Consider the following 21,969-nt stretch of genomic DNA (forward strand, 5'->3'; position numbering starts at 1 on the left):
GCGCGGCGAGGGCGAAAAAAAAGCCCCTTGCGGGGCTTTTCGGGACTGATGCAACAGCGATCAGATGTGCGTGATGAACTTGGTGACCAGGTAGCCATCGAACGTTTCGAGGCCGCCTTCGCTGCCGATGCCGCTGTCCTTGATGCCGCCGAACGGCGTCTCGGCCAGCGCGCTGCCGAAGTGGTTGATGTTGACCATGCCGGCTTCCAGGCCGTTGGAGACCTTGGTGGCGGTCTGCAGCGAGTTGGTGAAGACGTAGGAAGACAGGCCGAACGGCAGGCTGTTGGCGCGCGCCAGCACTTCATCGGTGTCGGTGAAGCGGACCACCGGCGCCACCGGACCGAAGGGCTCTTCGGTCATCAGCATGGAGTTGTCGGGCAGGTCGGTCACGACCGTGGGGGCGAAGAAGAAGCCCTTGCGGTCCAGCGGGCCGCCGCCCACCACCACCTTGCCGCCATGCTTCTTGGCGTCGTCGATGAAGGCGCTCATGGCGGGCACGCGGCGCTCGTGCGCCAGCGGGCCCATGTCGGTGCCGGCTTCCAGGCCGTCGCCGACCTTGATGTTCTTGAGCACGTCGGAGAAGCGCGCCAGGAACTGCTCGTAGGCGCCGTTCTGCACGTAGAAGCGGGTCGGCGAGACGCACACCTGGCCGGCGTTGCGGACCTTGAACTTGGCCAGCATGGTGGCGGCGCGGTCGATGTCGGCGTCGTCGAACACCAGCACCGGCGAGTGGCCGCCCAGTTCCATCGTGACGCGCTTCATGTGCGCGCCGGCCAGCGCGGCCAGCTGCTTGCCCACCGGCACCGAGCCGGTGAACGAGACCTTGCGCACGATCGGCGAACGGATCAGGTAGTCGGAAATCTTGGCCGGTTCGCCCCAGACGATGTTCAGGCAACCCTTGGGCAGGCCGGCGTCGTGGAACATGCGGGCGATCGCCATGACGGCGCTGGGCGAGTCTTCCGGACCCTTCAGCACCACCGTGCAGCCGGCGCCGAGGGCGGCGGCGATCTTGCGGATGGCCTGGTTGTAGGGGAAGTTCCAGGGCGTGAAGGCGGCGCAGACGCCGATCGGCTCGCGCACCACGATCTGGCGCACGTCGGGGTTGCGCGGCGGGATCACGCGGCCGTAGATGCGGCGGCATTCCTCGGCGTGCCAGTCGGCGTGCTCGGCGCAGGAGGTGACTTCGCCGATGGCTTCGGCCAACGGCTTGCCCTGGTCCAGCGTCATGTTGCGGCCGATTTCCTTGGCGCGCTCGCGCGACAGGGTGGCGACCTTGCGCAGGATGGCCGAACGATCCATGGGAGACGATTTCTTCCAGGATTCGAACGCGCGCTGGGCGGCGGCTAGCGCACGGTCCAGATCCGCTTCGGTGGCGTGAGGCAGCTGGCCGAGCACTTCCAGCGTGGCCGGGTTGATGACGTCCTGGGTGCGCCTGCCCTCGCCGGCGACGAATTCGCCGTCGATATACAGCGCCAACTGTTCATACATGCCTGTCTTTCCTTGCGAAATAGGAGTGGGTAGCGATCGCAATCGCCCGTGCCAGTCTAAACCAGCTTGTCCGCCGCGGGGAGGTCCAATCCCCGCCGCCGGCTAGGAGCCAATGGCCGGTACTTGCGCCCCGGGGGCGCCATGGACAAAATGGTGCATCTTTGGCTGTCTATATAGATAACTATTGTGCAACCCGTCGATACGCGTCCGCCCAGCCAGCCCAGTGTCTATTCCCGCGTCTTTTTCCGTTTCATCGATTGGTTGCGCCACCGTATCGCGCAGTCCTCCCTGGTGGGCGACCACCCGATCTTCCAGAACAGCCAGTTCCCCTGGATCGCCCGCCTCGAGGCCCAGGCGCCCGCCATCCGCGCCGAACTGATGGCCCTGCTGGCCGAGCGCGAGCAGCTGCCGTCCTTCCATGAACTGTCCCCGGATGTTGGCATGATCACCTCCGACGACCAGTGGAAGACCTTCGTCTTCATGGGCTACGGCCTGCGCTCGGACCGCAACCTGGCGCGCTGCCCAGCCACCGCCCGGGCGCTGCGCGAGATTCCCGGCCTGCGCACCGCGTTCTATTCGATCCTCGAACCGGGCAAGCGCATTCCCCTGCACACCGGCCCGTACAACGGCGTCCTGCGCCTGCACCTGGGGCTGCTGGTGCCGCAGCCGGCGGAACGCTGCTGGATCGAGGTGGGCGGCGAGCGCTACCACTGGAAGGAAGGCCAGGCCGTGGTGTTCGACGATCTCTACCCGCACCAGGTGCACAACGACACGGACGGCACCCGCGCGGTGCTGTTCATCGACTTCGAGCGTCCCTGCCGGGCGCCGATCCGCTGGCTCAACCGGCTGGTGCTGATGGCGGCGCCGTTCACCGACGAGATCCGGCGCGGCAAGGCCAACCACGACGCCTGGGAGCGCAACTACTACCGAAATAAAACGGGGTCTGACTAAATCGACCCCCGGGAGGGTGGAAAAGAGACAGTTGTCCACAGGCACTGTCGCGTATTTGCTCACTCTCTCAACAAAGGCCTTGCGCTCAAAATCTAACCAGGATAGAATGGTCAGCTTTCCCAGATTGTCGATTGGCCAGGAACTAGCCGGGCCAACGTGTTGGGGGAATACCCGCAGGATTTCAACCCAGGGTCGTTGCGTTGCCACCAGTTGATGGCGTTCGATGCGAAAGCTCGATGCGCCAGCCAACAATAAAGCAGGGCGGCTGACCTGACGGGACCAAAACTGGCAGGAATTGCAGTGTTCCCTTTTTTGGGGAAAACCGTATTTCCAGTTAAGTTGGAACAGGAAAAATCATGATCCAAATGCAGACCACGCTGGACGTGGCCGATAACACTGGTGCGCGTCATGTCATGTGCATTAAGGTGCTCGGTGGCTCCAAGCGCCGTTATGCCGGTATCGGCGACATCATCAAGGTGAGCGTCAAAGATGCGGCTCCGCGCGGACGCGTCAAGAAAGGCGAAATTTACAATGCCGTGGTGGTTCGTACCGCCAAGGGCGTGCGCCGTAAGGACGGTTCGCTGATTCGTTTCGGTGGCAATGCCGCCGTGTTGCTCAATGCCAAGCTGGAGCCCATCGGCACCCGCATCTTCGGACCCGTTACGCGTGAACTGCGTACCGAGAAGTTCATGAAGATCGTGTCGCTGGCCCCGGAAGTGCTGTAAGGAGCCCTACGATGAACAACATTCGTAAAGGCGACGAAGTCATCGTCCTGACCGGCCGCGACAAGAAGCGTCGCGGTACCGTGCTGGCGCGCGTCGATGCCGACCACGTTCTGGTCGAAGGCGTCAACGTCGTCAAGAAGCACGTGAAAGCCAACCCGATGGCCAACAACCCGGGTGGCATCGTCGAAAAGACCATGCCGATCCACATCTCGAATGTGGCGCTCTTCAACCCCGCTACCGGTCGTGGCGACCGCGTCGGCGTGCAAGAAGTCGAAGGCCGCAAGGTTCGCGTGTTCCGTTCCAATGGTGCCGTTGTCGGCGCCAAGGCGTAAGGGGCGATAGACATGTCTCGTTTGCAAGATTTCTACAAGAGCAAGGTCGCTGGCGACCTGCAGGCCAAGTTCGGCTACAAGAGCGCCATGGAAGTGCCGCGCATCACCAAGATCACCCTGAACATGGGTGTCTCGGAAGCCGTCGCCGACAAGAAGGTCATCGAGCACGCTGTCTCGGACCTGACCAAGATCGCTGGCCAAAAGCCTGTCGTGACCAAGACCAAGAAGGCTATCGCCGGTTTCAAGATCCGCGAAAACTACCCGATCGGTTGCATGGTCACGCTGCGTGGTCAACGCATGTACGAATTCCTGGATCGCCTGGTGGCGGTTGCGCTGCCTCGCGTGCGCGACTTCCGCGGCATCTCGGGTCGTGCTTTCGACGGCCGTGGCAACTACAACATCGGGGTGAAAGAGCAGATCATTTTCCCCGAAATCGAGTACGACAAGATCGACGCGCTGCGTGGGCTGAACATCAGCATCACCACCACCGCGAAGACCGACGAAGAAGCCAAGGCGCTGTTGACGGCCTTCAGCTTCCCGTTCCGTAACTAAGGGGCTGATGACGTGGCTAAACTTTCCCTCATCAATCGCGACATCAAGCGCGCCAAGCTGGCTGACAAGTTCGCTGCCAAGCGCGCTGAGTTGAAGTCGATCATCGACGACCAGTCGAAGACCGACGAAGAACGTTACCAAGCTCGGCTGAAGCTGCAACAGCTGCCGCGCAATGCCAACCCGACGCGTCAACGTAACCGTTGCGTGGTCACCGGTCGTCCGCGCGGTGTGTTCCGCAAGTTCGGCCTGACGCGCCACAAACTGCGTGAAATGGCGATGAAGGGTGAAATCCCCGGCATCACCAAGGCCAGCTGGTAGGAGAACGAATATGAGCATGAGCGATCCCATCGCCGATATGCTGACCCGCATTCGCAATGCGCAGCAAGTGGACAAAGTTACGGTGAACATGCCCTCCTCGAAGCTGAAGGCGGCCATTGCCGCTGTGCTGAAGGACGAAGGCTACATCGACAGCTTTGAAATCAAGGGCACCCAGGCCAAGCCTGAGCTCGAGATCACCCTGAAGTACTACGCTGGCCGTCCGGTCATCGAGCGCATCGAACGTGTTTCGCGCCCCGGTCTGCGTATCTACAAGGGCCGTACCAGCATTCCTCAGGTCATGAACGGCCTGGGCGTGGCTATCGTGTCGACCTCGCGCGGCGTCATGACCGACCGTAAGGCTCGCGCCAACGGCGTCGGCGGCGAAGTGCTGTGCTACGTGGCCTAAGGAGAAATTCGAATGTCACGTATCGCTAAGTATCCGGTCGACCTGCCCAAGGGTGTCGAAGCTGACATCAAGCAGGATCAGATCACCGTCAAGGGCCCGCTGGGCTCCCTGACCCAAGCCCTGACTGGCGACGTCACGGTTGCGTTGGACAACGGCAAGCTGACGTTTGTTGCCGCCAACGAAACCCGCCACGCCAACGCCATGTCGGGTACCGTGCGCGCGCTGGTGGCCAACATGGTCAACGGCGTGAGCAAGGGATTCGAGCGCAAGCTGAATCTGGTTGGCGTGGGTTACCGCGCCTCGATTCAAGGCGACGCCGTTAAGCTGCAGCTCGGTTTCTCGCACGACGTTTTGCACAAGTTGCCGGCCGGTATCAAGGCCGAATGCCCCACCCAGACGGAAATCGTCATCAAGGGCTCCAACAAGCAAGTCGTCGGCCAGGTGGCCGCTGAAATCCGCGCGTACCGCGAACCCGAACCCTACAAGGGCAAGGGCGTGCGTTACTCGGACGAACGCGTCGTCATCAAAGAAACCAAGAAGAAATAACGGCGCACGCAAGGACGAATCATGGACAAAAAAGTTTCCCGTTTGCGTCGTGCGGTTCCTACCCGCCGGAAGATCAACGAGCTGCGCGTTCATCGCCTCTCGGTTTTCCGCTCGAACCAGCACATCTACGCCAATATCATTTCGCCGGAAGGCGATCGCGTTCTGGTCAGCGCCTCGACGGTGGAAGCCGAAGTGCGCGCCCAGCTGGCTGGTCAGACCGGCCAAGGTGGCAACAAGGCCGCCGCTTCGCTGGTTGGCAAGCGCGTGGCCGAAAAGGCCAAGGCTGCCGGTATCGAACTGGTCGCTTTCGATCGCTCGGGCTTTCGTTACCATGGCCGCGTGAAAGCGCTGGCCGACGCCGCGCGTGAAGCCGGCCTGAAGTTCTAAGCGAGGATCTGTCAAATGGCTAAAGTACAAGGCAAGAACGCCGCGGAAAAAGAGAACGATGACGGCCTCCGCGAAAAGATGATCGCGGTCAACCGCGTGAGCAAAGTGGTCAAGGGTGGTCGCACCATGAGCTTTGCCGCGCTGACCGTGGTTGGCGATGGCGATGGCCGCGTCGGCATGGGCAAGGGCAAGGCGCGTGAAGTGCCGGTGTCGGTTCAGAAGGCTATGGAACAGGCCCGTCGCGGCATGTTCAAGGTGGCCCTGAAGAACGGCACGCTGCACCACACCGTGGTCGGCAAGCATGGCGCCGCCACCGTGCTGATTTCGCCCGCTGCTGAAGGTACCGGCGTCATCGCCGGCGGCCCGATGCGCGCTATTTTCGAAGTGATGGGTGTGCGTAACGTGGTTGCCAAGAGCCTGGGCTCGAGCAACCCCTACAACATGGTTCGCGCCACGTTGAACGGCCTGCGCGCCTCCCTGACCCCGGCGGATGTTGCTGCTAAGCGCGGCAAGACCGTCGAAGAGATCCTGGGGTAAATCATGGCTCAGAAGCAGATCAAAGTGACCCTCGTGCGCTCCGTGATCGGTACCAAGCAATCGCACCGTGACACGGTTCGCGGTCTGGGCTTGGGCCGTATCAACAGCAGCCGCGTGCTGGTCGATACGCCCGAGGTGCGTGGGATGATCCGTAAGGTGGATTATCTCGTTTCCGTCTCGGAAGCCTAAGGAATCACCATGTCGGATATGCAACTTAATTCGCTGAAGCCCGCCGAGGGCAGCAAGCACGCCAAGCGCCGCGTCGGCCGTGGCATCGGTTCGGGTCTGGGTAAGACCGCCGGCCGTGGTCACAAGGGTCAGAAGTCGCGCTCGGGCGGTTTCCATAAGGTTGGCTTCGAAGGCGGTCAAATGCCGCTGCAGCGTCGCCTGCCCAAGCGTGGTTTCACCCCGCTCGGTCAGCACCTGTACGCCGAAGTCCGTCTGTCGGACCTGCAAGCCGTGCCCGTCGACGAAATCGACGTGCAAGTGCTGAAGGCGGCTGGCGTGATTGGCCAGGCGGTTCGTTACGCCAAGGTCATCAAGTCGGGTGAACTCTCGCGCAAGGTCGTGCTCAAGGGCATTACCGCGACGGCCGGCGCTCGCGCCGCCATCGAAGCCGCGGGCGGCTCGCTTGCTTGATCACGAGGTGACGAGTGGCTAACGCGCAGGCATTGGGTAAAACCGGAACGCGGTACGGCGACCTCAAGCGCCGCCTCGTGTTCCTGGTGCTCGCCCTGGTGGTTTACCGTTTGGGTACACACATCCCCGTTCCGGGTATCAACCCGGACGCGCTGGCGGACTTGTTCCGTCAGAACCAGGGCGGGATCCTGGGCCTGTTCAACATGTTCTCGGGCGGGGCGCTCTCGCGCTTCTCGATTTTTGCCCTGGGGATCATGCCGTACATTTCGGCATCCATCATCATGCAGTTGATGTCGGTGGTGGTGCCGTCGCTGGAAGCGCTCAAGAAAGAGGGCGAGGCCGGCCGTCGGAAGATTACCCAATACACCCGCTATGGCACGGTCGTGCTGGCGCTGGTGCAGGCTGTGGGCATTTCGGTTGCGCTTGAGTCCCAGCAGGGACTTGTGATCGATCCGGGCATGCTGTTTCGCTTCACGACCGTCGTGACCCTGGTCACCGGCACCATGTTCGTCATGTGGCTGGGTGAGCAGATCACGGAACGCGGTCTCGGTAACGGGATTTCCATCCTGATCTTCGCAGGTATCGTTGCGGGTCTGCCCGCGGCGCTGGCTGCACTGTTGGACCTGGTTCGCACCAACGCGATGTCCGTGCTGTCGGCACTGTTCATCGTGGCCCTGGTGGTGCTGGTTACCGCTTTTGTGGTGTTCGTGGAACGCGGACAGCGCAAGATCACGGTGAACTACGCCAAGCGTCAGGTCGGCAACAAGGTCTACGGTGGTCAAAGCTCGCACCTGCCGCTGAAGCTGAACATGGCCGGGGTGATTCCGCCGATCTTCGCGTCGTCGATCATCCTGTTCCCGGCAACGATCACGAGCTGGTTCTCCAGCAGTGAGAACATGCGCTGGCTTAGCGACCTGGCTGCGGCCCTGTCGCCTCGTCAACCGCTCTACATCACGCTGTATTCGGTCGCGATTATTTTCTTCTGCTTTTTCTACACGGCTCTGGTGTTCAACAGCCGCGAAACGGCGGACAACCTGAAGAAGAGTGGTGCGTTTGTTCCGGGCATCCGTCCGGGCGAACAGACGGCCCGCTACATCGACAAGATCCTGATGCGTTTGACGCTCGCAGGTGCCATCTACATCACGTTGGTGTGCCTGTTGCCGGAATTCTTGGTGATGCGGTGGAACGTCCCCTTCTACTTCGGTGGTACGTCTCTGTTGATTATTGTGGTGGTGACGATGGATTTCATGGCGCAGGTCCAGGCCTACATGATGTCTCACCAGTACGACTCGTTGCTCAAGAAGGCTAACTTCAAGGGCGCGGGTTTGCCGATGCGGTAAGCAAAAGATGTCCAAGGACGACGTCATTCAGATGCAAGGCGAGGTTCTTGAGAACCTCCCGAACGCGACATTTCGCGTCAAGCTCGAAAACGGCCACGTGGTGTTGGGCCATATTTCCGGCAAGATGCGTATGCATTACATCCGGATCCTGCCGGGTGACAAGGTCACAGTGGAGCTCACGCCCTATGACCTGACGCGAGCCAGGATTGTTTTCCGCTCCAAGTGAGCGAAACCGGATTACGGAAAATTAGGAGTCAACCATGAAAGTAATGGCATCGGTTAAGCGGATCTGCCGCAACTGCAAAGTTATCAAACGTCACGGCGTGGTGCGCGTTATCTGCACCGACCCGCGTCACAAGCAGCGTCAAGGCTAACTCGGGTTAGCGACTACGCAACGGATTTATTCAAGGAACAGTCATGGCCCGTATTGCTGGCATTAACATTCCGCCGCATCAGCACGCCGAGATCGGCCTGACCGCCATTTTTGGCATCGGTCGTACGCGCGCTCGCAAGATCTGCGAAGCGGCTAACGTCCCGTTTGACAAAAAGGTCAAGGATCTGAGCGACGCTGAACTGGAACGCGTCCGTGAACACGTTGGTGTGTTCACGGTCGAAGGTGACCTGCGTCGTGAAGTGCAGCTCTCGATCAAGCGTTTGATCGACCTGGGAACCTACCGCGGCATGCGCCACAAGCGCGGCCTGCCCGTGCGCGGCCAGCGCACTCGCACCAACGCCCGGACCCGCAAGGGCCCGCGTCGTGCTGCTGCGTCCCTGAAGAAATAATCGAGGAACTGGATTATGGCGAAAGCTTCCACCAGCGGCGCTTCGCGCGTGCGCAAAAAGGTCAAGAAGAACGTCTCGGACGGCATCGCGCACGTTCACGCTTCGTTCAACAACACCATCATCACCATCACCGACCGTCAGGGCAACGCTTTGTCGTGGGCCACGTCGGGCGGTGCTGGCTTCAAGGGTTCGCGTAAGTCGACCCCGTTCGCCGCGCAGGTCGCCGCTGAAACGGCCGGCCGTGTCGCGCTGGAATACGGCATCAAGACGCTGGAAGTGCGTATCAAGGGCCCCGGCCCCGGCCGTGAATCGTCGGTCCGCGCGCTGAACGCGCTGGGCATCAAGATCTCGTCCATCGCCGACATCACGCCCGTTCCGCACAACGGCTGCCGTCCGCCGAAGCGTCGTCGTATCTAAAGGGAATCCACATGGCACGTTATATTGGACCCAAATGCAAGCTCTCGCGCCGCGAGGGTACTGACCTGTTCCTGAAGAGCGCCCGTCGCTCGCTGGATTCCAAGTGCAAGCTGGATTCCAAGCCTGGCCAACACGGCCGCACTTCGGGTGCCCGCACTTCCGACTACGGCCTGCAGCTGCGCGAAAAGCAAAAGCTCAAGCGCATGTACGGCGTGCTGGAAAAGCAATTCCGCAAGTACTTCGCTGAAGCCGAGCGTCGCCGTGGCAACACCGGCGAAACGCTGATCCAGCTGCTGGAATCGCGCCTGGACAACGTCGTCTACCGCATGGGCTTCGGCTCGACCCGCGCCGAAGCTCGCCAGCTGGTGAGCCACCGCGCCATCGAGCTGAACGGCCACACCGCCGACATCGCTTCGATGCTGGTCAAGGCTGGCGACGTCATCTCGATCCGTGAAAAGGCCAAGAAGCAAGGCCGTATCAAGGAATCGCTCGACCTGGCCACCAGCATCGGCATCCCCCAGTGGGTGGAAGTCGACACGACCAAGCTGACCGGCACGTTCAAGTCGGCCCCCGATCGCGCTGACGTCGCTCGCGACATCAACGAATCGATGGTCGTCGAACTGTACTCGCGTTAATCACGCCTGCCGGCGCCTCCTTCGCAAGGTGCTGGCACGCTGGTTTCGCGACCGGTTTGCAAGTCTCGCAGCAGCCCGCTTTCCGCCATTCGGCGGGGCGGGCTTTGCGGTAAGTATCGGGCGGCTTTTTGCGCTGCCCGCGTTTCACGTTTCAACCTGTCCATCAGCCTTATCGGTGTAACGAGCCGAGGGTATTGAAAAGGAACACAGTACATGTCCACTCAAGGTTTCCTGAAGCCGCGCTCCATTGAAGTCGAACCGGTCGGCACCCACCATGCCAAGATCGTGATGGAGCCGTTCGAGCGCGGCTACGGCCATACGCTGGGCAACGCCCTGCGCCGCATCCTGCTGTCTTCGATGACCGGCTACGCGCCGACCGAAGTCCAGATGACGGGCGTGGTGCACGAATACTCGACCATCCCGGGCGTTCGCGAAGATGTCGTCGACATCCTGCTGAACCTGAAGGGCGTGGTCTTCAAGCTGCACAACCGTGACGAAGTCACCCTGGTCCTGCGCAAGACCGGCGCCGGCACCGTGCTGGCCAGCGACATCGAGCTGCCGCACGACGTCGAGATCATCAACCCCGGCCACGCCATCTGCAACCTGACGGACGCGGGCAAGCTGGAAATGCAGATCAAGGTCGAAAAGGGCCGCGGCTACGTGCCGGGCAACGTGCGCGCGCTGTCGGAAGACCGCACCCACACCATCGGCCGCATCGTCCTGGACGCCTCGTTCAGCCCGGTCCGCCGCGTCAGCTACGCGGTTGAAAGCGCCCGCGTGGAACAGCGCACCGACCTGGACAAGCTGGTCCTGGACATCGAAACCAACGGCGTCATCTCGCCCGAGGAAGCGGTGCGCCAGTCGGCTCGCATCCTGATGGACCAGATCTCGGTCTTCGCCGCCCTGGAAGGCGCTGGCGATTCGTACGAAGCCCCGGTCCGCGGCACGCCGCAGATCGACCCGGTGCTGCTGCGTCCGGTCGACGACCTGGAACTGACCGTGCGTTCGGCCAACTGCCTGAAGGCCGAAAACATCTACTACATCGGCGACCTGATCCAGCGCACCGAGAACGAACTGCTCAAGACCCCGAACCTGGGTCGCAAGTCGCTCAACGAGATCAAGGAAGTCCTGGCCGCACGCGGCCTGACGCTGGGCATGAAGCTCGAAAACTGGCCCCCGCTGGGCCTGGAGCGTCCGTAAGTCTTGCAGGGTGGCGCCCCTCTCGCGGGGCGTTTCCCGCGGCGCCCGGCCTCACCGCCGGGCGGTTTGCGAAACCGTCGTAAAATGCACCGTTTTCCACCGGACCGCGGCCTGATTGCAGGTTGATAGAAGAGCCGGATAACCCGATGGCGGAAACGCCTTCATTAGATTCAAAGGATACTTATCATGCGTCACGGTAATGGCTTGCGTAAGCTCAACCGCACCAGCAGTCACCGTCTTGCCATGTTCCGCAACATGGCCGTTTCGTTGATCACCCACGAAGCCATCAAGACCACGCTGCCCAAGGCGAAAGAACTGCGCCGCGTCATCGAACCCCTGATCACGCTGGGTAAAGAACCCACCCTCGCGAACAAGCGTCTGGCTTTTGCCCGTCTGCGCGATCGCGACGCCGTGGTGAAGCTGTTCGCCGAAATCGGCCCGCGCTACGCGGCCCGCAACGGCGGCTACACCCGCGTGCTGAAGATGGGTTTCCGTCAAGGCGACAACGCTCCCATGGCTTTCATGGAGCTGGTCGACCGTCCGGAAGTCGATGAGGCCGCTGAGGACAGCGCCGAATAAGTTTCGGTGTCTAGATAAGCGACAAGGGCGGGTCTTCGGACCCGCCCTTGTTTTTTTGCGCGACGCTTGCGGATCGCCCAGACGGCGCAGGCGGGCCGATCGCTACGAGGCGTGCAGTTCTCCCCGCAATTGCGCGGCGGTGGCCGCCAGGGCCTCCTGGGGCGCCTGCGGCGGCATGCGGAAGGTCAGGTCCTGCTGCTCGATGTACTGGGTCGAGGTCACGTCCTGCGGATGGTGCATGGGGATCACGTGCGCATGGGTGTGCGCCACGTGGATGCCGGTGAAGGCGAAGCCGACGCGGTCCACGCCGTAAAGCCGCTTCATGTGGCGCCCCAGCTTCTGCCCCAGGTTGACGATGTGGCCGGCCAGGTCGGCGGGCATGTCCTCGTAGTAGGGATAGTGCTGCTTGGGGATGATCAGCGTGTGCCCGGGGCGCACCGGCTGGATGTCCAGGAAGGCCATCAGGCGGTCGTCTTCGTGGATGATGTGGGCCGGGATCTCGTGGCGGGCGATGCGGCAGAACAGGCAGTTGTCGGACATGCTTGTCTCGGTGGGATGGGGTGCGCGATGGCCACGGGTCTGATTGTCGGCGGACGCGGGCGGCGATACCGATAAAATACCCCGAGTTACATCCCACACGGGTATTCCCAGGAGGCTCCATGTTGCGCGATGACGACGTCGTGCTGGTCATCAGCAATGCGCCGGACCTGTTGCTGGCCAAGCGCATCGCCCACGTGCTGGTCGAGGATGGCCTGGCCGCCTGCGTGAACCTTGGCGCGCCGGGCCTGTCCATCTACCAGTGGCAAGGCGAGGTGGAAGGGGCCGAGGAAATCCCCATCCACATCAAGACCACCTACGCGCGCCACCAGGCCGTGGTCCAGGCCCTGGCGCAGATGCATCCCTACGACGTGCCCGAAATCATCGTGCTGCCGGTCATCGGCGGCGCCGCGCCCTATCTCGACTGGGTGCGCCAGCAAACGGCCGTCGTGCAGAACAAGAGAGACTGATGTTGCAACCCGCGGTCCGAACCGGCGCACCGATGCGTGCCTTTTTCCCCAAGTTGCTGGCGTTGCTGGCCATGGCCATGCTGTGGCTGGCCTGGAACGCGCCGGCGCGCGCCGAGGCCGAGTTTCTCGAGCCCGAAAAAGCCTTCGTCTTCAGCGCGGCGATGGCCACGCCCGATACCGTCGAGCTGCGTTTCCGCGTGGCGCCGGGCTACTACATGTACCGCGAGCGCTTCGGCATCAGCATCAGCCCGCTGGGCGCGGCCACGCTGGGCGAGCCGGTCTATCCCAAGGGCGACGTCAAATACGACCCGACCTTCGAGAAGGACATGGAGGTCTATCACCAGGACGTGGTGATCCGCGTGCCGGTGACGCCTGGCGGCCAGCCGTTCACGCTGACGCTGACCGGCCAGGGCTGCGCCGATGCCGGCCTGTGCTATCCGCCGATGGACAGCAGCGTGAAGCTGACGCCGGTGGCGGGCGGCTACGCGCTGGCGGGCAGCGGCGGCGCCTCGGCCGCGCCGGCGGCTTCGGGCGGTGGCCTGAGCGCGCTGGTGAACGCGGGCGACACCGGCCTGGCCGATGCCCTGGGTGGGCTGGGCTGGATCAAGACGGCCGGCGTGTTCCTGGTGCTGGGCCTGCTGCTGGCGTTCACGCCCTGCGTGCTGCCCATGATTCCCATCCTGTCCTCGATCGTGCTGGGCGGCGCCAGCCAGGAACGTCCGACGCGCGGCCGCGGCCTGGCGCTGGCGGCGACCTACGTGCTGGGCATGTCGGTGGTCTACACCGCGCTGGGCGTGGCCGCCGGCCTGAGCGGCGCGGGCTTGGCCGCGTGGCTGCAGACGCCGTGGATCCTGACGTTGTTCGCGATCCTGCTGGCGGTGCTGGCGCTGGCGATGTTCGATGCCTTCACCTTCCAGATGCCGTCCGGCATCCAGGCGCGGCTGGCCGAGCGCTCGTCGCGCATTCCCGGCGGCCGCTATACCGGCGCCTTGCTGATGGGCGCGCTGTCGGCGCTGATCGTCGGGCCGTGCGTGGCCGCGCCGCTGGCGGGCGCGCTGCTGTATATCTCGCAGACCGGCGACGTGGTGCTGGGCGGCTCGGCCCTGTTCGCGATGGCGTGGGGCATGGGCGTGCCGCTGCTGATCGTCGGCGCCTCGTCGGGCGCGCTGCTGCCCAAGGCGGGGCCGTGGATGGATGGCGTCAAGCGGCTGTTCGGCATGCTGCTGCTGGCGACCGCCTGGTGGATGCTGATTCCGGTGGTGCCGACCTGGGTGCAGATGACCGGCTGGGCCTTCCTGGCGATCGTCGGCGCGGTGATGCTGCGCGCGTTCGACGCGCTGCCGGCCGGCGCCGGCTCGGCGCGCATGTTCGGCAAGGGCATCGGCCTGTTGCTGGCCCTGGCCGCCGCCGCGTGGCTGATCGGCGCGGCCAGCGGCGGCCGCGACGTGCTGCAGCCGCTGTCGCACTTCGCTTCCGGCGGCCCGGCCGCGGCCGGCGCCGCGGCGCATGCCGGCGAAGTGCAGTTCAAGCGGGTGCGCAACAACGCCGAACTGGATGCGCTGCTGGCGCAGAGCCAGCAGCCGGTGATGCTGGACTTCTACGCCGACTGGTGCGTGTCGTGCCGCGAGATGGAGCGTTTCACCTTTACCGATCCGGGCGTGGCGCAACGCATGGCCGGCATGCTGCTGGTGCAGGCCGACGTGACCGCCAACAATGCCGACGATCGCGCGCTGCTCAAGCGCTTCCGCCTGTTCGGCCCGCCGGGGATCATGTTCTTCGAACCCGGTGGCAAGGAACTGCCGGAGGCCCGCGTGGTGGGCTTCCAGGACGCCAAGCGTTTCACCGAGTCGCTGGACCGCGTGCTATTGCGCTGAGCGGCGGCCGGCCGCTACCATGAGGGCTCGCGCCGCGTGGGCGGCGCCTCCACTCCCTCAGGCCGGCGCCCGTGACGTCTCCGACAGTCGATGCAAGCCAGGACCGCACCGGTCTGATCTATCTGCAACTGATGTTCGTCATGGCCACCTGGGGCCTGAACATCGTCTCCATCAAGTACCTGACGCAGCACATGGATATCCGCGCCCTGGCGGCCTTGCGGATCGCCGTGGCGTTCGTCGCCGTCACGCTCATCGTCAAGGCCCGGCGCGGCCGCATTCCGAAGCTGGGGCGCGTGGAACTGGCCTGGGTGGCGCTGGCCGGCTTCCTGGTGGTGTACGCGCACCAGACCGCGCTGGTGTACGGGTTGCAGTTCTCGTCGGCCGCCAATGGCACGCTGCTGATGGCCACCAGTCCTTTGCTGTCGGCGCTGCTGGCGGCGCTGTTCTATCGCGAGCGGCTGACGTGGCTGCGGATCGCCGGCGCCTTGCTGGGCCTGGCCGGCGTGGCGATGGTGGTGGTGGGCAGCGGCGCGCAGCTGGGGCTGACCGGCTGGGGCGACGCCATCGTGTTCCTGGCGGTGGCGGTGTTCGTGTTCGGCGGGCTGGTGATCCAGCGCATCTCGCGCACGCTCGATCCGCTGGCGATGCTCTGGTACATGTACCTGGCCGGCGGCCTCATGTTGATGGTGCACGCGGCGATGACGCCATCGTCGTATGACGCGGACAACTGGAGCATGACCTGGTGGCCGTGGCTGGTGCTGCTGTTCTCGGCGGTGATCGCCTCGGGCGTCAGCAACATCCTGTGGAACGCCGGCATCGCCAGGCTGGGCATCAGCCGCGCGGCGCTGTTCGTGAACTGGCTGCCGATCTTCGGTCTGCTGTTCGCCGCGCTGTTCCTGGACGAGCACGTGACGCTGGTGCACGTGGCGGGGCTGGCCTGCATTCTCAGCGGCACGTGGCTCGGCCTGCGCCGTGGCGCGCCGGCATCGCGCTGAAAACGCGGCGGGCCGCAAGGGCCCGCCGTTGGCACGCGCGCATCATGTCGATGCGCGCGGATGACAAGCGGGGCAGGGCCGTGGCGGCCTCGCCCTCCAGGATCAGCGCTGCTGCTTGAGCAGCCGCGCCGCTTCGATCGCGAAGTACGTCAGGATGCCGTCGGCGCCGGCGCGCTTGAACGCCAGCAGGGCTTCCATCATGACCTTGTCGTGGTCCAGCCAGCCATTGGCCGAAGCCGCCTTGATCATCGCGTATTCACCGCTCACCTGGTAGGCGAAGGTCGGCACGCGGAAGGTGTCCTTGACGCGGCGCAGCACGTCCAGGTACGGCATGCCGGGCTTGACCATGACCATGTCGGCGCCTTCCTGCAGGTCGGCGGCGACTTCACGCAGCGCTTCGTCCAGGTTGCCCGGGTCCATCTGGTAGGCCATCTTGTTGGACTTGCCCAGGTTGGTGGCCGAGCCCACGGCGTCGCGGAACGGGCCGTAGAAGGCGCTGGCGTACTTGGCCGAGTAGGCCATGATCTGCGTGTGGATGTAGCCGTTGGCTTCGAGCGCGCGGCGCACGGCGCCGATGCGGCCGTCCATCATGTCGCTGGGGGCGACCATGTCGACGCCGGCGGCGGCCTGCGTCAGCGCCTGCTTGACGAGGATCTCGACGGTCGGCTCGTTGATGACGTAGCCGTTTTCATCGATGACGCCGTCCTGGCCATGGCTGGTGTACGGGTCCAGCGCCACGTCGCACAGCACGCCCAGGTCCGGGAATTGCTTCTTCAGCTCGCGCACCACGCGCGGGATCAGGCCGTCGGGATTGGTGGCCTCGATGCCGTCGGGCGTCTTGAGCGCCGGGTCGATGGCGGGAAACAGCGACAGCACCGGGATGCCCAGCGCCACGCATTCCTCGGCCACCGGCAGCAACGTGTCCAGCGAATAGCGCACCACGCCTGGCAGCGACGGCACGGCCTGCTTCAGGCCATTGCCCTCGGCCACGAAGACCGGATAGATCAGGTCGTTGACGGTGAGGGCGTTCTCGCGCACCAGGCGGCGGGTGTAGTCGTCGCGGCGCAGGCGGCGGGGGCGGGAAACCGGGAAGTCGGGGGTGATGATCTGCGGGTTCATGGTACGACCTTGGGAGAAATCCAGTTTTCTATGTGCGCGCCAGCTTCTTCCAGGCCGATGCGCTCCGGCGCCGAGAAGGGGATGGTGTGCAGGGCGCCGATGTCCGCCAGGTCTTTGCGCACCGAGAACACGGTGCGCACGCGCTGGCCGTAAGGCAGCTTGTCGGCTTTGGTGAGCAGCGCCAGCACCGGGCGGCCGGTGGGGGCGATGAAGTTGGCCAGGCGGCGGTCCAGTTCGGTGACGCCGCGGCGGATGTCGATGAGCAGCACGATGCCGGCTAGCGATTCGCGGTCGCGCAGGTAGCCGCCCAGGATGTCGGCCCACTTTTCCTTTTCATCGCGGGCCACGGACGCATAGCCGTAGCCGGGCAGGTCGACGAGATAGCCGATGTGGCCTTCCGGGTTCAACGGGTCGGGCAGGCCGAACATGTTGATCAGGCGCGTGCGGCCCGGCGTCTTGCTCGAGAAGGCAAGACGGCGCTGGTTGCACAGCACGTTGATGGCCGTGGACTTGCCGGCGTTGGAGCGGCCGACGAAGCAAACCTCGGGCGCATCAGGGGGCGGCAACTGGTCGAGGCGAGCGGCTGACGTGAGGAAAGAGGCGCGATGTAGGAGGGACACGGATGGCTTTGGCTACAGTTGGTTTCGAGCCCTATTGTATAATCCGGCGTTTGCAACAGTGGTCCCCGTGCGCGGAGCCGTCTCTTTTGCTTACTGTTGAGGGCATTTCGTACCAGCCGGCCAGCCGGTTTTCCAGGTACCCCGGCCTTTGACGAGCAGGCAAACGGGCAAATCAGGTTCGATACGGTTTTCCAGATGTGCGGGCAGGCGTGGGCGCCTTTTTGCGCCTTGATCGATGTGATCGTCGAGGTCTTCATGAAGCGTGTGCTGTCCCGGATGTTGGTTGCGAGCGGGCTGTTGCTCGGCGCCTCCGCCTTATCTACTACGAGTTTCGCCGCCGATGGCGCCGCGGGCCCGGCCAAGCCAGATGCCGCCAAGGGCGGGCAGCTGTTTGACCAGGGCGATGCCTCGCGCGGCATCATCGCCTGTGCGTCCTGTCATGGCGCGGCGGGTAACAGCACCATCCCGGTGAATCCCAACCTGGCTGCGCAACCCCACGAATATCTGGTCAAGCAATTGACCGACTTCCAGGTCAAGCAGGGCGCCAAGCTGCCGGTGCGCAACGGCCCGGGCGGCAATCCCACCCCCATGACCGCCATGGCGCAGAACCTGACGCCGGCCGACATGCAGAACATCGCGCTGTACCTGGCGCAGCAACCGCTGAAAGAGCCGGCCACCGCCGGTTATGAGAAGTTGGTTGATCTGGGTCAAAAGATCTGGCGCGGTGGATTGCCCGAGCGCAATGTTCCCGCCTGTGCGGCATGCCATTCTGCCAACGGCGCGGGCATTCCGGGCCAGTATCCCCGCCTGTCGGGCCAGTTCCCCTTGTATATCGAAGAGCAGCTCAAGCTGTTCCGCAGCGGCGATCGCGCCAACGACGTGATGCACGCCGTGGCCGACCGGATGTCGGATGCCGACATCAAGGCCGTGGCGGACTACGCGGCCGGCCTGCGGTAAGCACCCGCCGGCAACGCGCGCGGCTGGTCCGCGTTCACGCAACCTGGGCATGACGGAACCTGTTTCCGTCCTGCGCTGTCTACGAGGGGGGTAGCCGATCGTGCGGCCCCCCTTTTTTCATGAATTCGACTCAGACACACTCCCGTCCCTCTCTGCGCAGCCTGCCCCGCGATCTGTTTGAATTGCTGGGCTCGATGCGCTTCGCCGTCAGCCTGCTGATGTTCATCTGCGTGGCGAGCCTGGTGGGAACGGTGCTGCAGCAGAACCGGTCGTCCAACAACTACATCGACCAGTTCGGCCCGTTCTGGTTCGAGGTGTTCGACAAGTTCTCGATCTGGCACGTCTACAACAGCTGGTGGTTCCTGCTGATCATGGCGTTCCTGGTCATCTCGACCACGGTCTGTCTGATCCGCAATGCGCCCAAGATGCTGCGCGACGCGCGCTCGTTCCGCGAGCACGTGCGCGGCGGCAGCCTGCGGGCCTTTCCGCATCGCGTCGAGACCGAGGCGCCGACCGACGTGCCGCAGACCGCGGCGGGCCTGACCGCGCTGCTCAAGCGCATGGGCTACGCGGTGCGCGAGCGCCAGGACAGCACCGGCGTGCTGCTGGCGGCCAAGAAGGGCAGCGCCAACCGGCTGGGCTACGTGTTCGCCCACGCCGCCATGGTCATCATCTGTATCGGCGGGCTGCTCGACAGCGAGCTGCCGGTGCGCCTGCAGGTGATGTTCGGCGGCAAGAAGCCGATCGTCGAGAACATGCTGATTTCCGAGGTGCCGGAGAGCGGCCGCCTGTCGGTCAACAACCCGAGCTTCCGCGCCAGCGTGCTGGTGCCGGAAAATGGCCAGGCCAGCACCGCGGTGGTGATGGTGGGCGACGGCGCGCTGGTGCAGCCGATGCCGTTCACCCTGAAGCTCAAGAAATTCGTCGTCGATTACTACTCGACCGGCATGCCCAGCCGCTTCGCCAGCGAAGTCGAAGTGACCGATCCGGATACCGGCAAGAGTTTCGATTCGACCATCGAGGTCAACGAGCCGCTGCGGTTCAAGGGCATGACGGTCTACCAGTCCAGCTTCGACGACGGCGGCAGCACGGTGGTGCTCAAGGGCTATCCGCTGGTGGGCGCCGACAGCGCCACGTTCAATGTTGACGGCACCGTGGGCAAGACCGCCGAAGTAAGCGCTAACACCGCGCGTGGCCCGCGCAGCATGGGCGTGGAGATCACGGCCCTGCGCCCGATCAACGTCGAGGACCTGACCCGCGGCGATCCCAAGGGCGGCAACCAGAGCTTCGCGGAGCACGTGGCCTCGGTGTCCGGCAGCGCCGCCGGCAAGAAGAACGAGAACCTGCGCAACGTGGGCCCCAGCGTCGAATACAAGCTGATCGACGACGCCGGCCAGGCGCACGAATTCCAGAATTACATGCTGCCGGTGCAGCTGGACGGCGCCAGCGTGTTCCTGGCCGGCGTGCGCAACAATGCCTCCGAGCCGTTCCGCTATCTGCGCATCCCGGCCGACGACGACAGCTCCGTGGCCGAGTTCATGCGGCTGCGCGCGACGCTGGCCGATCCCGCCGCGCGCCAGGAGGCGGCCCGCCGCTTCGCCGAGCGCAACAGCCCCAGCGGCGCCGACCGCCAGCCGCTGCAGACGGCCGCCGAGCGCGCCCTGGAAACCTATGCCTCCGGCGGTCTGCAGGCCGTTGCCGCGTTCCTGCAGGCCAACACGCCGGCCGCCGATCTGGAGCGCGCCGCGGACGTGGTGATCCGCCTGATCGGCGCGAGCATGAACGAACTGCGGGCGGTCGAGCGCGAACGCGCCGGGTTGCCGCCGGTCCCGACCGAAGGCCCCGAGGCCGAGCGCGCCGCGATGTGGTCGCGCCTGGCGGTGGCGGCGTTGTCGGACCTGACGGTCTATCCGGCGCCGGTCTTCTTCTCGCTGGCCGATTTCAACCACGTGCAGGCCAGCGTGTTCCAGGTCAGCCGCACGCCGGGCAAGAATACGGTCTACCTCGGCAGCCTGCTGCTGGTGCTGGGGGTGTTCTCGATGTTCTATATTCGGGATCGTCGCGTCTGGATCTGGATCAAGCCGCAGCAAGGCGGCAGCGGCATCCTGGCGGCGATGACGTCGCAGAAGCGTACACTCGACTTCAACCAGGAATTCGATCGCTTCAAGCAGGCGCTGCTGCGTCAGAAAGGGTCTTAAGGTTTCCTATGTCCACGACGACCACCACGCATTCCCCCACGCCCGACAACCTCTGGCAGGACAGCCTGTCCGAGACCGGTGACAGCCGCGCGCAGCGCGGCCGGCCGGACTGGACGGACATCGTGTTCTTCCTGCTGCTGGCGGCGGGCGCCGGTTTCGCGCTGACGCGTTTCAGCGGCGCCATGGACTACTACGAGAAGATCATCCTGTGCGGCACCGTGCCGGTGCTGGCCTGGATGGGCTGGCTGTGGCGGCCCCTGCGCCGCCTGATGGTGGCCTGTGCGATCGCGGCCGGCTTGGCGCTGATGCTCTACGGCAATGACCTGGCGCGGGCCGAGCAGGTGTTCTTCCTGAAATACCTGTTCTCGTCGCAGTCGGCCATCCTGTGGATGAGCGCGCTGTTCGCGCTGGCCATGGTCTGCTACTGGATCGGCTTCTTCAGCCCGACCGCGGCCTGGCTGGGCACGGCGCTGACCTGGGGCGCGGTGTTCGCGGGCGTCACCGGCCTGCTGGTGCGCTGGCGCGAAGGCCACCTGATGGGCCCGGACCTGGGCCACATCCCGGTCAGCAACCTGTACGAAGTGTTCGTGCTGTTCGCGCTGATCACGGCGCTGTTCTACCTGTACTACGAACGCAAGTACGCCACGCGCGCGCTGGGCGGCTTCGTGCTGCTGGTGGTGACCTCGGCGGTGGTGTTCCTGCTGTGGTATTCGTTCACGCGCGACGCCGGGCAGATCCAGCCGCTGGTGCCGGCGCTCAAGAGCTGGTGGATGAAGCTGCACGTGCCGGCCAATTTCATCGGCTATGGCACCTTCTCGCTGGCGGCGATGGTCGGCTTTGCCTACCTGGTCAAGCAGCACGGCCAGACCTCGTCGTGGCTCAAGCTGGCGCCGCTGTTCGTGCTGGGCGTGCTGCTGTGCGCCGAGCCCATGGTGTTCCGCACCGATGGCCTGTCGGCCACCTGGATGCTGTACTTCGGCATCGGCGCCGTGATCGTCGGCGCCATCCTGCTGGGCCGGCGCCGCATCGCGGCCGCGCTGCCGCCGCTGGAGGTGCTGGACGACATCATGTACCGCGCCATCGCCATCGGCTTCGCCTTCTTCACCGTGGCGACCATCCTGGGCGCGCTGTGGGCCGCGGACGCCTGGGGCGCCTACTGGCAGTGGGACCCCAAGGAAACCTGGGCGCTGATCGTCTGGCTGAACTACGCGGCCTGGCTGCACATGCGCCTGATCAAGGGCCTGCGCGGCACCATGGCGGCCTATTGGGCGCTGACGGGCCTGCTGATCACCGGCTTCGCCTTCCTCGGCGTGAACATGTTCCTGTCGGGCCTGCATTCCTACGGCCAGCTCTGAGCCAGACGC

At 64.3% G+C, this 21,969-nt stretch carries 29 protein-coding genes; 25 read left to right on the plus strand and 4 right to left on the minus strand.

The genetic code is table 11. The features are described from left to right. Positions 1–60 precede the first annotated feature (60 nt). Positions 61–1,488 carry an NAD-dependent succinate-semialdehyde dehydrogenase gene (locus tag H0523_RS20215; protein ID WP_006389621.1) on the minus strand — a complete coding sequence of 476 codons (1,428 nt, stop codon included), beginning with the start codon at positions 1,486–1,488 and terminating at the stop codon, positions 61–63. Positions 1,489–1,674: 186 nt separating this feature from the next. Here H0523_RS20215 and H0523_RS20220 point away from each other — a divergent pair, with 186 nt between their 5' ends. The 19 genes from H0523_RS20220 (at position 1,675) to rplQ (ending at position 11,835) form a co-directional block, all read left to right on the plus strand. Continuing rightward, positions 1,675–2,439: an aspartyl/asparaginyl beta-hydroxylase domain-containing protein gene (locus H0523_RS20220; protein ID WP_054430894.1), complete on the plus strand. Its 765-nt coding sequence runs from the start codon at positions 1,675–1,677 to the stop codon at positions 2,437–2,439. A 356-nt stretch (positions 2,440–2,795) separates the two neighbouring features. Then, a complete protein-coding gene (gene rplN / locus H0523_RS20225) occupies positions 2,796–3,164 on the plus strand; it encodes a 50S ribosomal protein L14 (protein WP_006216531.1) in 369 nt (122 codons plus the stop codon). Between the two features lie 11 nt (positions 3,165–3,175). Continuing rightward, positions 3,176–3,496: a 50S ribosomal protein L24 gene (gene rplX, locus H0523_RS20230; RefSeq protein WP_006389623.1), complete on the plus strand. Its 321-nt coding sequence runs from the start codon at positions 3,176–3,178 to the stop codon at positions 3,494–3,496. A gap of 12 nt (positions 3,497–3,508) precedes the next feature. Next, positions 3,509–4,048 (plus strand): 50S ribosomal protein L5, encoded by a 540-nt coding sequence (rplE, locus tag H0523_RS20235; protein WP_006389624.1) that lies wholly within the window; start codon positions 3,509–3,511, stop codon positions 4,046–4,048. 12 nt (positions 4,049–4,060) lie between these two features. Then, positions 4,061–4,366, plus strand: coding sequence for a 30S ribosomal protein S14 (gene rpsN, locus H0523_RS20240; RefSeq protein ID WP_006227037.1), 306 nt, complete (start codon positions 4,061–4,063; stop codon positions 4,364–4,366). Between the two features lie 10 nt (positions 4,367–4,376). Then, positions 4,377–4,772 carry a 30S ribosomal protein S8 gene (rpsH, locus tag H0523_RS20245; RefSeq protein WP_006392029.1) on the plus strand — a complete coding sequence of 132 codons (396 nt, stop codon included), beginning with the start codon at positions 4,377–4,379 and terminating at the stop codon, positions 4,770–4,772. A gap of 12 nt (positions 4,773–4,784) precedes the next feature. After that, a complete protein-coding gene (rplF, locus tag H0523_RS20250; RefSeq protein ID WP_006392028.1) occupies positions 4,785–5,318 on the plus strand; it encodes a 50S ribosomal protein L6 in 534 nt (177 codons plus the stop codon). 21 nt (positions 5,319–5,339) lie between these two features. Beyond that, positions 5,340–5,705, plus strand: a complete 366-nt coding sequence (rplR, locus tag H0523_RS20255; protein WP_006389627.1) for a 50S ribosomal protein L18 — start codon at positions 5,340–5,342, stop codon at positions 5,703–5,705. Between the two features lie 15 nt (positions 5,706–5,720). Further along, complete coding sequence (rpsE, locus tag H0523_RS20260) at positions 5,721–6,242, plus strand: 30S ribosomal protein S5 (protein WP_006389628.1); 522 nt, start codon at positions 5,721–5,723, stop codon at positions 6,240–6,242. 3 nt (positions 6,243–6,245) lie between these two features. Further along, positions 6,246–6,431: a 50S ribosomal protein L30 gene (rpmD, locus tag H0523_RS20265; protein ID WP_006216520.1), complete on the plus strand. Its 186-nt coding sequence runs from the start codon at positions 6,246–6,248 to the stop codon at positions 6,429–6,431. Positions 6,432–6,440: 9 nt separating this feature from the next. Beyond that, the gene (rplO, locus tag H0523_RS20270) at positions 6,441–6,881 is read left to right on the plus strand and encodes a 50S ribosomal protein L15 (RefSeq protein ID WP_006389629.1); all 441 of its coding nucleotides are present in this window, start codon (positions 6,441–6,443) and stop codon (positions 6,879–6,881) included. Between the two features lie 14 nt (positions 6,882–6,895). Next, a complete protein-coding gene (gene secY, locus H0523_RS20275) occupies positions 6,896–8,221 on the plus strand; it encodes a preprotein translocase subunit SecY (protein ID WP_006389630.1) in 1,326 nt (441 codons plus the stop codon). A 7-nt stretch (positions 8,222–8,228) separates the two neighbouring features. After that, positions 8,229–8,447: a translation initiation factor IF-1 gene (gene infA, locus H0523_RS20280; protein WP_003806927.1), complete on the plus strand. Its 219-nt coding sequence runs from the start codon at positions 8,229–8,231 to the stop codon at positions 8,445–8,447. A 34-nt stretch (positions 8,448–8,481) separates the two neighbouring features. Next, positions 8,482–8,595, plus strand: a complete 114-nt coding sequence (rpmJ, locus tag H0523_RS20285; RefSeq protein WP_003806928.1) for a 50S ribosomal protein L36 — start codon at positions 8,482–8,484, stop codon at positions 8,593–8,595. 43 nt (positions 8,596–8,638) lie between these two features. After that, positions 8,639–9,004 (plus strand): 30S ribosomal protein S13, encoded by a 366-nt coding sequence (rpsM, locus tag H0523_RS20290; RefSeq protein WP_006389632.1) that lies wholly within the window; start codon positions 8,639–8,641, stop codon positions 9,002–9,004. Between the two features lie 15 nt (positions 9,005–9,019). Then, the gene (gene rpsK / locus H0523_RS20295; protein WP_006216516.1) at positions 9,020–9,421 is read left to right on the plus strand and encodes a 30S ribosomal protein S11; all 402 of its coding nucleotides are present in this window, start codon (positions 9,020–9,022) and stop codon (positions 9,419–9,421) included. 11 nt (positions 9,422–9,432) lie between these two features. Beyond that, complete coding sequence (rpsD, locus tag H0523_RS20300) at positions 9,433–10,056, plus strand: 30S ribosomal protein S4 (protein WP_006389633.1); 624 nt, start codon at positions 9,433–9,435, stop codon at positions 10,054–10,056. 213 nt (positions 10,057–10,269) lie between these two features. After that, the gene (locus tag H0523_RS20305) at positions 10,270–11,256 is read left to right on the plus strand and encodes a DNA-directed RNA polymerase subunit alpha (protein WP_006216514.1); all 987 of its coding nucleotides are present in this window, start codon (positions 10,270–10,272) and stop codon (positions 11,254–11,256) included. A gap of 186 nt (positions 11,257–11,442) precedes the next feature. Continuing rightward, on the plus strand, positions 11,443–11,835 hold the full coding sequence (gene rplQ, locus H0523_RS20310) for a 50S ribosomal protein L17 (RefSeq protein WP_006389635.1): 393 nt from the start codon (positions 11,443–11,445) through the stop codon (positions 11,833–11,835). Positions 11,836–11,937: 102 nt separating this feature from the next. Here rplQ and H0523_RS20315 read toward each other — a convergent pair whose 3' ends face one another. Beyond that, positions 11,938–12,375 carry an HIT family protein gene (locus H0523_RS20315; RefSeq protein WP_006389638.1) on the minus strand — a complete coding sequence of 146 codons (438 nt, stop codon included), beginning with the start codon at positions 12,373–12,375 and terminating at the stop codon, positions 11,938–11,940. A 119-nt stretch (positions 12,376–12,494) separates the two neighbouring features. On the opposite strand from H0523_RS20315, the gene cutA reads away from it, so the two are divergent. The 3 genes from cutA (at position 12,495) to H0523_RS20330 (ending at position 15,711) form a co-directional block, all read left to right on the plus strand. Beyond that, entirely contained in the window at positions 12,495–12,842 is a 348-nt protein-coding gene (gene cutA / locus H0523_RS20320) for a divalent-cation tolerance protein CutA (RefSeq protein WP_054430893.1), read from the plus strand. Positions 12,843–12,874: 32 nt separating this feature from the next. Beyond that, a complete protein-coding gene (gene dsbD, locus H0523_RS20325) occupies positions 12,875–14,716 on the plus strand; it encodes a protein-disulfide reductase DsbD (RefSeq protein WP_054430892.1) in 1,842 nt (613 codons plus the stop codon). Between the two features lie 131 nt (positions 14,717–14,847). Next, on the plus strand, positions 14,848–15,711 hold the full coding sequence (locus tag H0523_RS20330; protein ID WP_054430891.1) for a DMT family transporter: 864 nt from the start codon (positions 14,848–14,850) through the stop codon (positions 15,709–15,711). 102 nt (positions 15,712–15,813) lie between these two features. Here the strand turns inward: H0523_RS20330 and hemB are convergent, their stop codons facing one another. Next, positions 15,814–16,830, minus strand: coding sequence for a porphobilinogen synthase (gene hemB, locus H0523_RS20335; RefSeq protein ID WP_054430890.1), 1,017 nt, complete (start codon positions 16,828–16,830; stop codon positions 15,814–15,816). Beyond that, on the minus strand, positions 16,827–17,450 hold the full coding sequence (gene yihA / locus H0523_RS20340; RefSeq protein WP_049077223.1) for a ribosome biogenesis GTP-binding protein YihA/YsxC: 624 nt from the start codon (positions 17,448–17,450) through the stop codon (positions 16,827–16,829). The genes hemB and yihA overlap by 4 nt, the downstream gene beginning before the upstream one ends. Before the next feature lie 255 nt (positions 17,451–17,705). On the opposite strand from yihA, the gene H0523_RS20345 reads away from it, so the two are divergent. The 3 genes from H0523_RS20345 to ccsB all read left to right on the plus strand — a co-directional run bounded on the left by H0523_RS20345 (position 17,706) and on the right by ccsB (position 21,960). Next, positions 17,706–18,407: a c-type cytochrome gene (locus H0523_RS20345; protein WP_156333392.1), complete on the plus strand. Its 702-nt coding sequence runs from the start codon at positions 17,706–17,708 to the stop codon at positions 18,405–18,407. 119 nt (positions 18,408–18,526) lie between these two features. Continuing rightward, on the plus strand, positions 18,527–20,605 hold the full coding sequence (locus H0523_RS20350; RefSeq protein ID WP_054430888.1) for a cytochrome c biogenesis protein ResB: 2,079 nt from the start codon (positions 18,527–18,529) through the stop codon (positions 20,603–20,605). 8 nt (positions 20,606–20,613) lie between these two features. Then, a complete protein-coding gene (ccsB, locus tag H0523_RS20355; protein ID WP_006392019.1) occupies positions 20,614–21,960 on the plus strand; it encodes a c-type cytochrome biogenesis protein CcsB in 1,347 nt (448 codons plus the stop codon). Positions 21,961–21,969 lie beyond the last annotated feature (9 nt).

Origin of the sequence: Achromobacter insuavis (assembly GCF_902859645.1) — a bacterium.
In the GTDB taxonomy this organism is placed as follows: Bacteria; Pseudomonadota; Gammaproteobacteria; order Burkholderiales; family Burkholderiaceae_B; genus Achromobacter; species Achromobacter insuavis.

Bases quoted from the DNA above. Each gene is read 5' to 3' on its own strand.
- rplR (WP_006389627.1), top strand. From the start codon at position 5,340: ATGGACAAAAAAGTTTCCCGTTTGCGTCGTGCGGTTCCTACCCGCCGG.
- H0523_RS20305 (WP_006216514.1), top strand. From the start codon at position 10,270: ATGTCCACTCAAGGTTTCCTGAAGCCGCGCTCCATTGAAGTCGAACCG.
- infA (WP_003806927.1), top strand. From the start codon at position 8,229: ATGTCCAAGGACGACGTCATTCAGATGCAAGGCGAGGTTCTTGAGAAC.
- rpsD (WP_006389633.1), top strand. From the start codon at position 9,433: ATGGCACGTTATATTGGACCCAAATGCAAGCTCTCGCGCCGCGAGGGT.
- ccsB (WP_006392019.1), top strand. From the start codon at position 20,614: ATGTCCACGACGACCACCACGCATTCCCCCACGCCCGACAACCTCTGG.
- rpsK (WP_006216516.1), top strand. From the start codon at position 9,020: ATGGCGAAAGCTTCCACCAGCGGCGCTTCGCGCGTGCGCAAAAAGGTC.
- rpsM (WP_006389632.1), top strand. From the start codon at position 8,639: ATGGCCCGTATTGCTGGCATTAACATTCCGCCGCATCAGCACGCCGAG.
- H0523_RS20350 (WP_054430888.1), top strand. From the start codon at position 18,527: ATGAATTCGACTCAGACACACTCCCGTCCCTCTCTGCGCAGCCTGCCC.
- cutA (WP_054430893.1), top strand. From the start codon at position 12,495: ATGTTGCGCGATGACGACGTCGTGCTGGTCATCAGCAATGCGCCGGAC.
- rplQ (WP_006389635.1), top strand. From the start codon at position 11,443: ATGCGTCACGGTAATGGCTTGCGTAAGCTCAACCGCACCAGCAGTCAC.
- rplX (WP_006389623.1), top strand. From the start codon at position 3,176: ATGAACAACATTCGTAAAGGCGACGAAGTCATCGTCCTGACCGGCCGC.
- H0523_RS20330 (WP_054430891.1), top strand. From the start codon at position 14,848: ATGTTCGTCATGGCCACCTGGGGCCTGAACATCGTCTCCATCAAGTAC.
- H0523_RS20345 (WP_156333392.1), top strand. From the start codon at position 17,706: ATGAAGCGTGTGCTGTCCCGGATGTTGGTTGCGAGCGGGCTGTTGCTC.
- rplE (WP_006389624.1), top strand. From the start codon at position 3,509: ATGTCTCGTTTGCAAGATTTCTACAAGAGCAAGGTCGCTGGCGACCTG.
- rpsH (WP_006392029.1), top strand. From the start codon at position 4,377: ATGAGCATGAGCGATCCCATCGCCGATATGCTGACCCGCATTCGCAAT.
- rpmJ (WP_003806928.1), top strand. From the start codon at position 8,482: ATGAAAGTAATGGCATCGGTTAAGCGGATCTGCCGCAACTGCAAAGTT.
- dsbD (WP_054430892.1), top strand. From the start codon at position 12,875: ATGCGTGCCTTTTTCCCCAAGTTGCTGGCGTTGCTGGCCATGGCCATG.
- rplF (WP_006392028.1), top strand. From the start codon at position 4,785: ATGTCACGTATCGCTAAGTATCCGGTCGACCTGCCCAAGGGTGTCGAA.
- rpmD (WP_006216520.1), top strand. From the start codon at position 6,246: ATGGCTCAGAAGCAGATCAAAGTGACCCTCGTGCGCTCCGTGATCGGT.
- hemB (WP_054430890.1), bottom strand. From the start codon at position 16,830: ATGAACCCGCAGATCATCACCCCCGACTTCCCGGTTTCCCGCCCCCGC.
- rpsE (WP_006389628.1), top strand. From the start codon at position 5,721: ATGGCTAAAGTACAAGGCAAGAACGCCGCGGAAAAAGAGAACGATGAC.
- H0523_RS20315 (WP_006389638.1), bottom strand. From the start codon at position 12,375: ATGTCCGACAACTGCCTGTTCTGCCGCATCGCCCGCCACGAGATCCCG.
- H0523_RS20215 (WP_006389621.1), bottom strand. From the start codon at position 1,488: ATGTATGAACAGTTGGCGCTGTATATCGACGGCGAATTCGTCGCCGGC.
- rplO (WP_006389629.1), top strand. From the start codon at position 6,441: ATGTCGGATATGCAACTTAATTCGCTGAAGCCCGCCGAGGGCAGCAAG.
- rplN (WP_006216531.1), top strand. From the start codon at position 2,796: ATGATCCAAATGCAGACCACGCTGGACGTGGCCGATAACACTGGTGCG.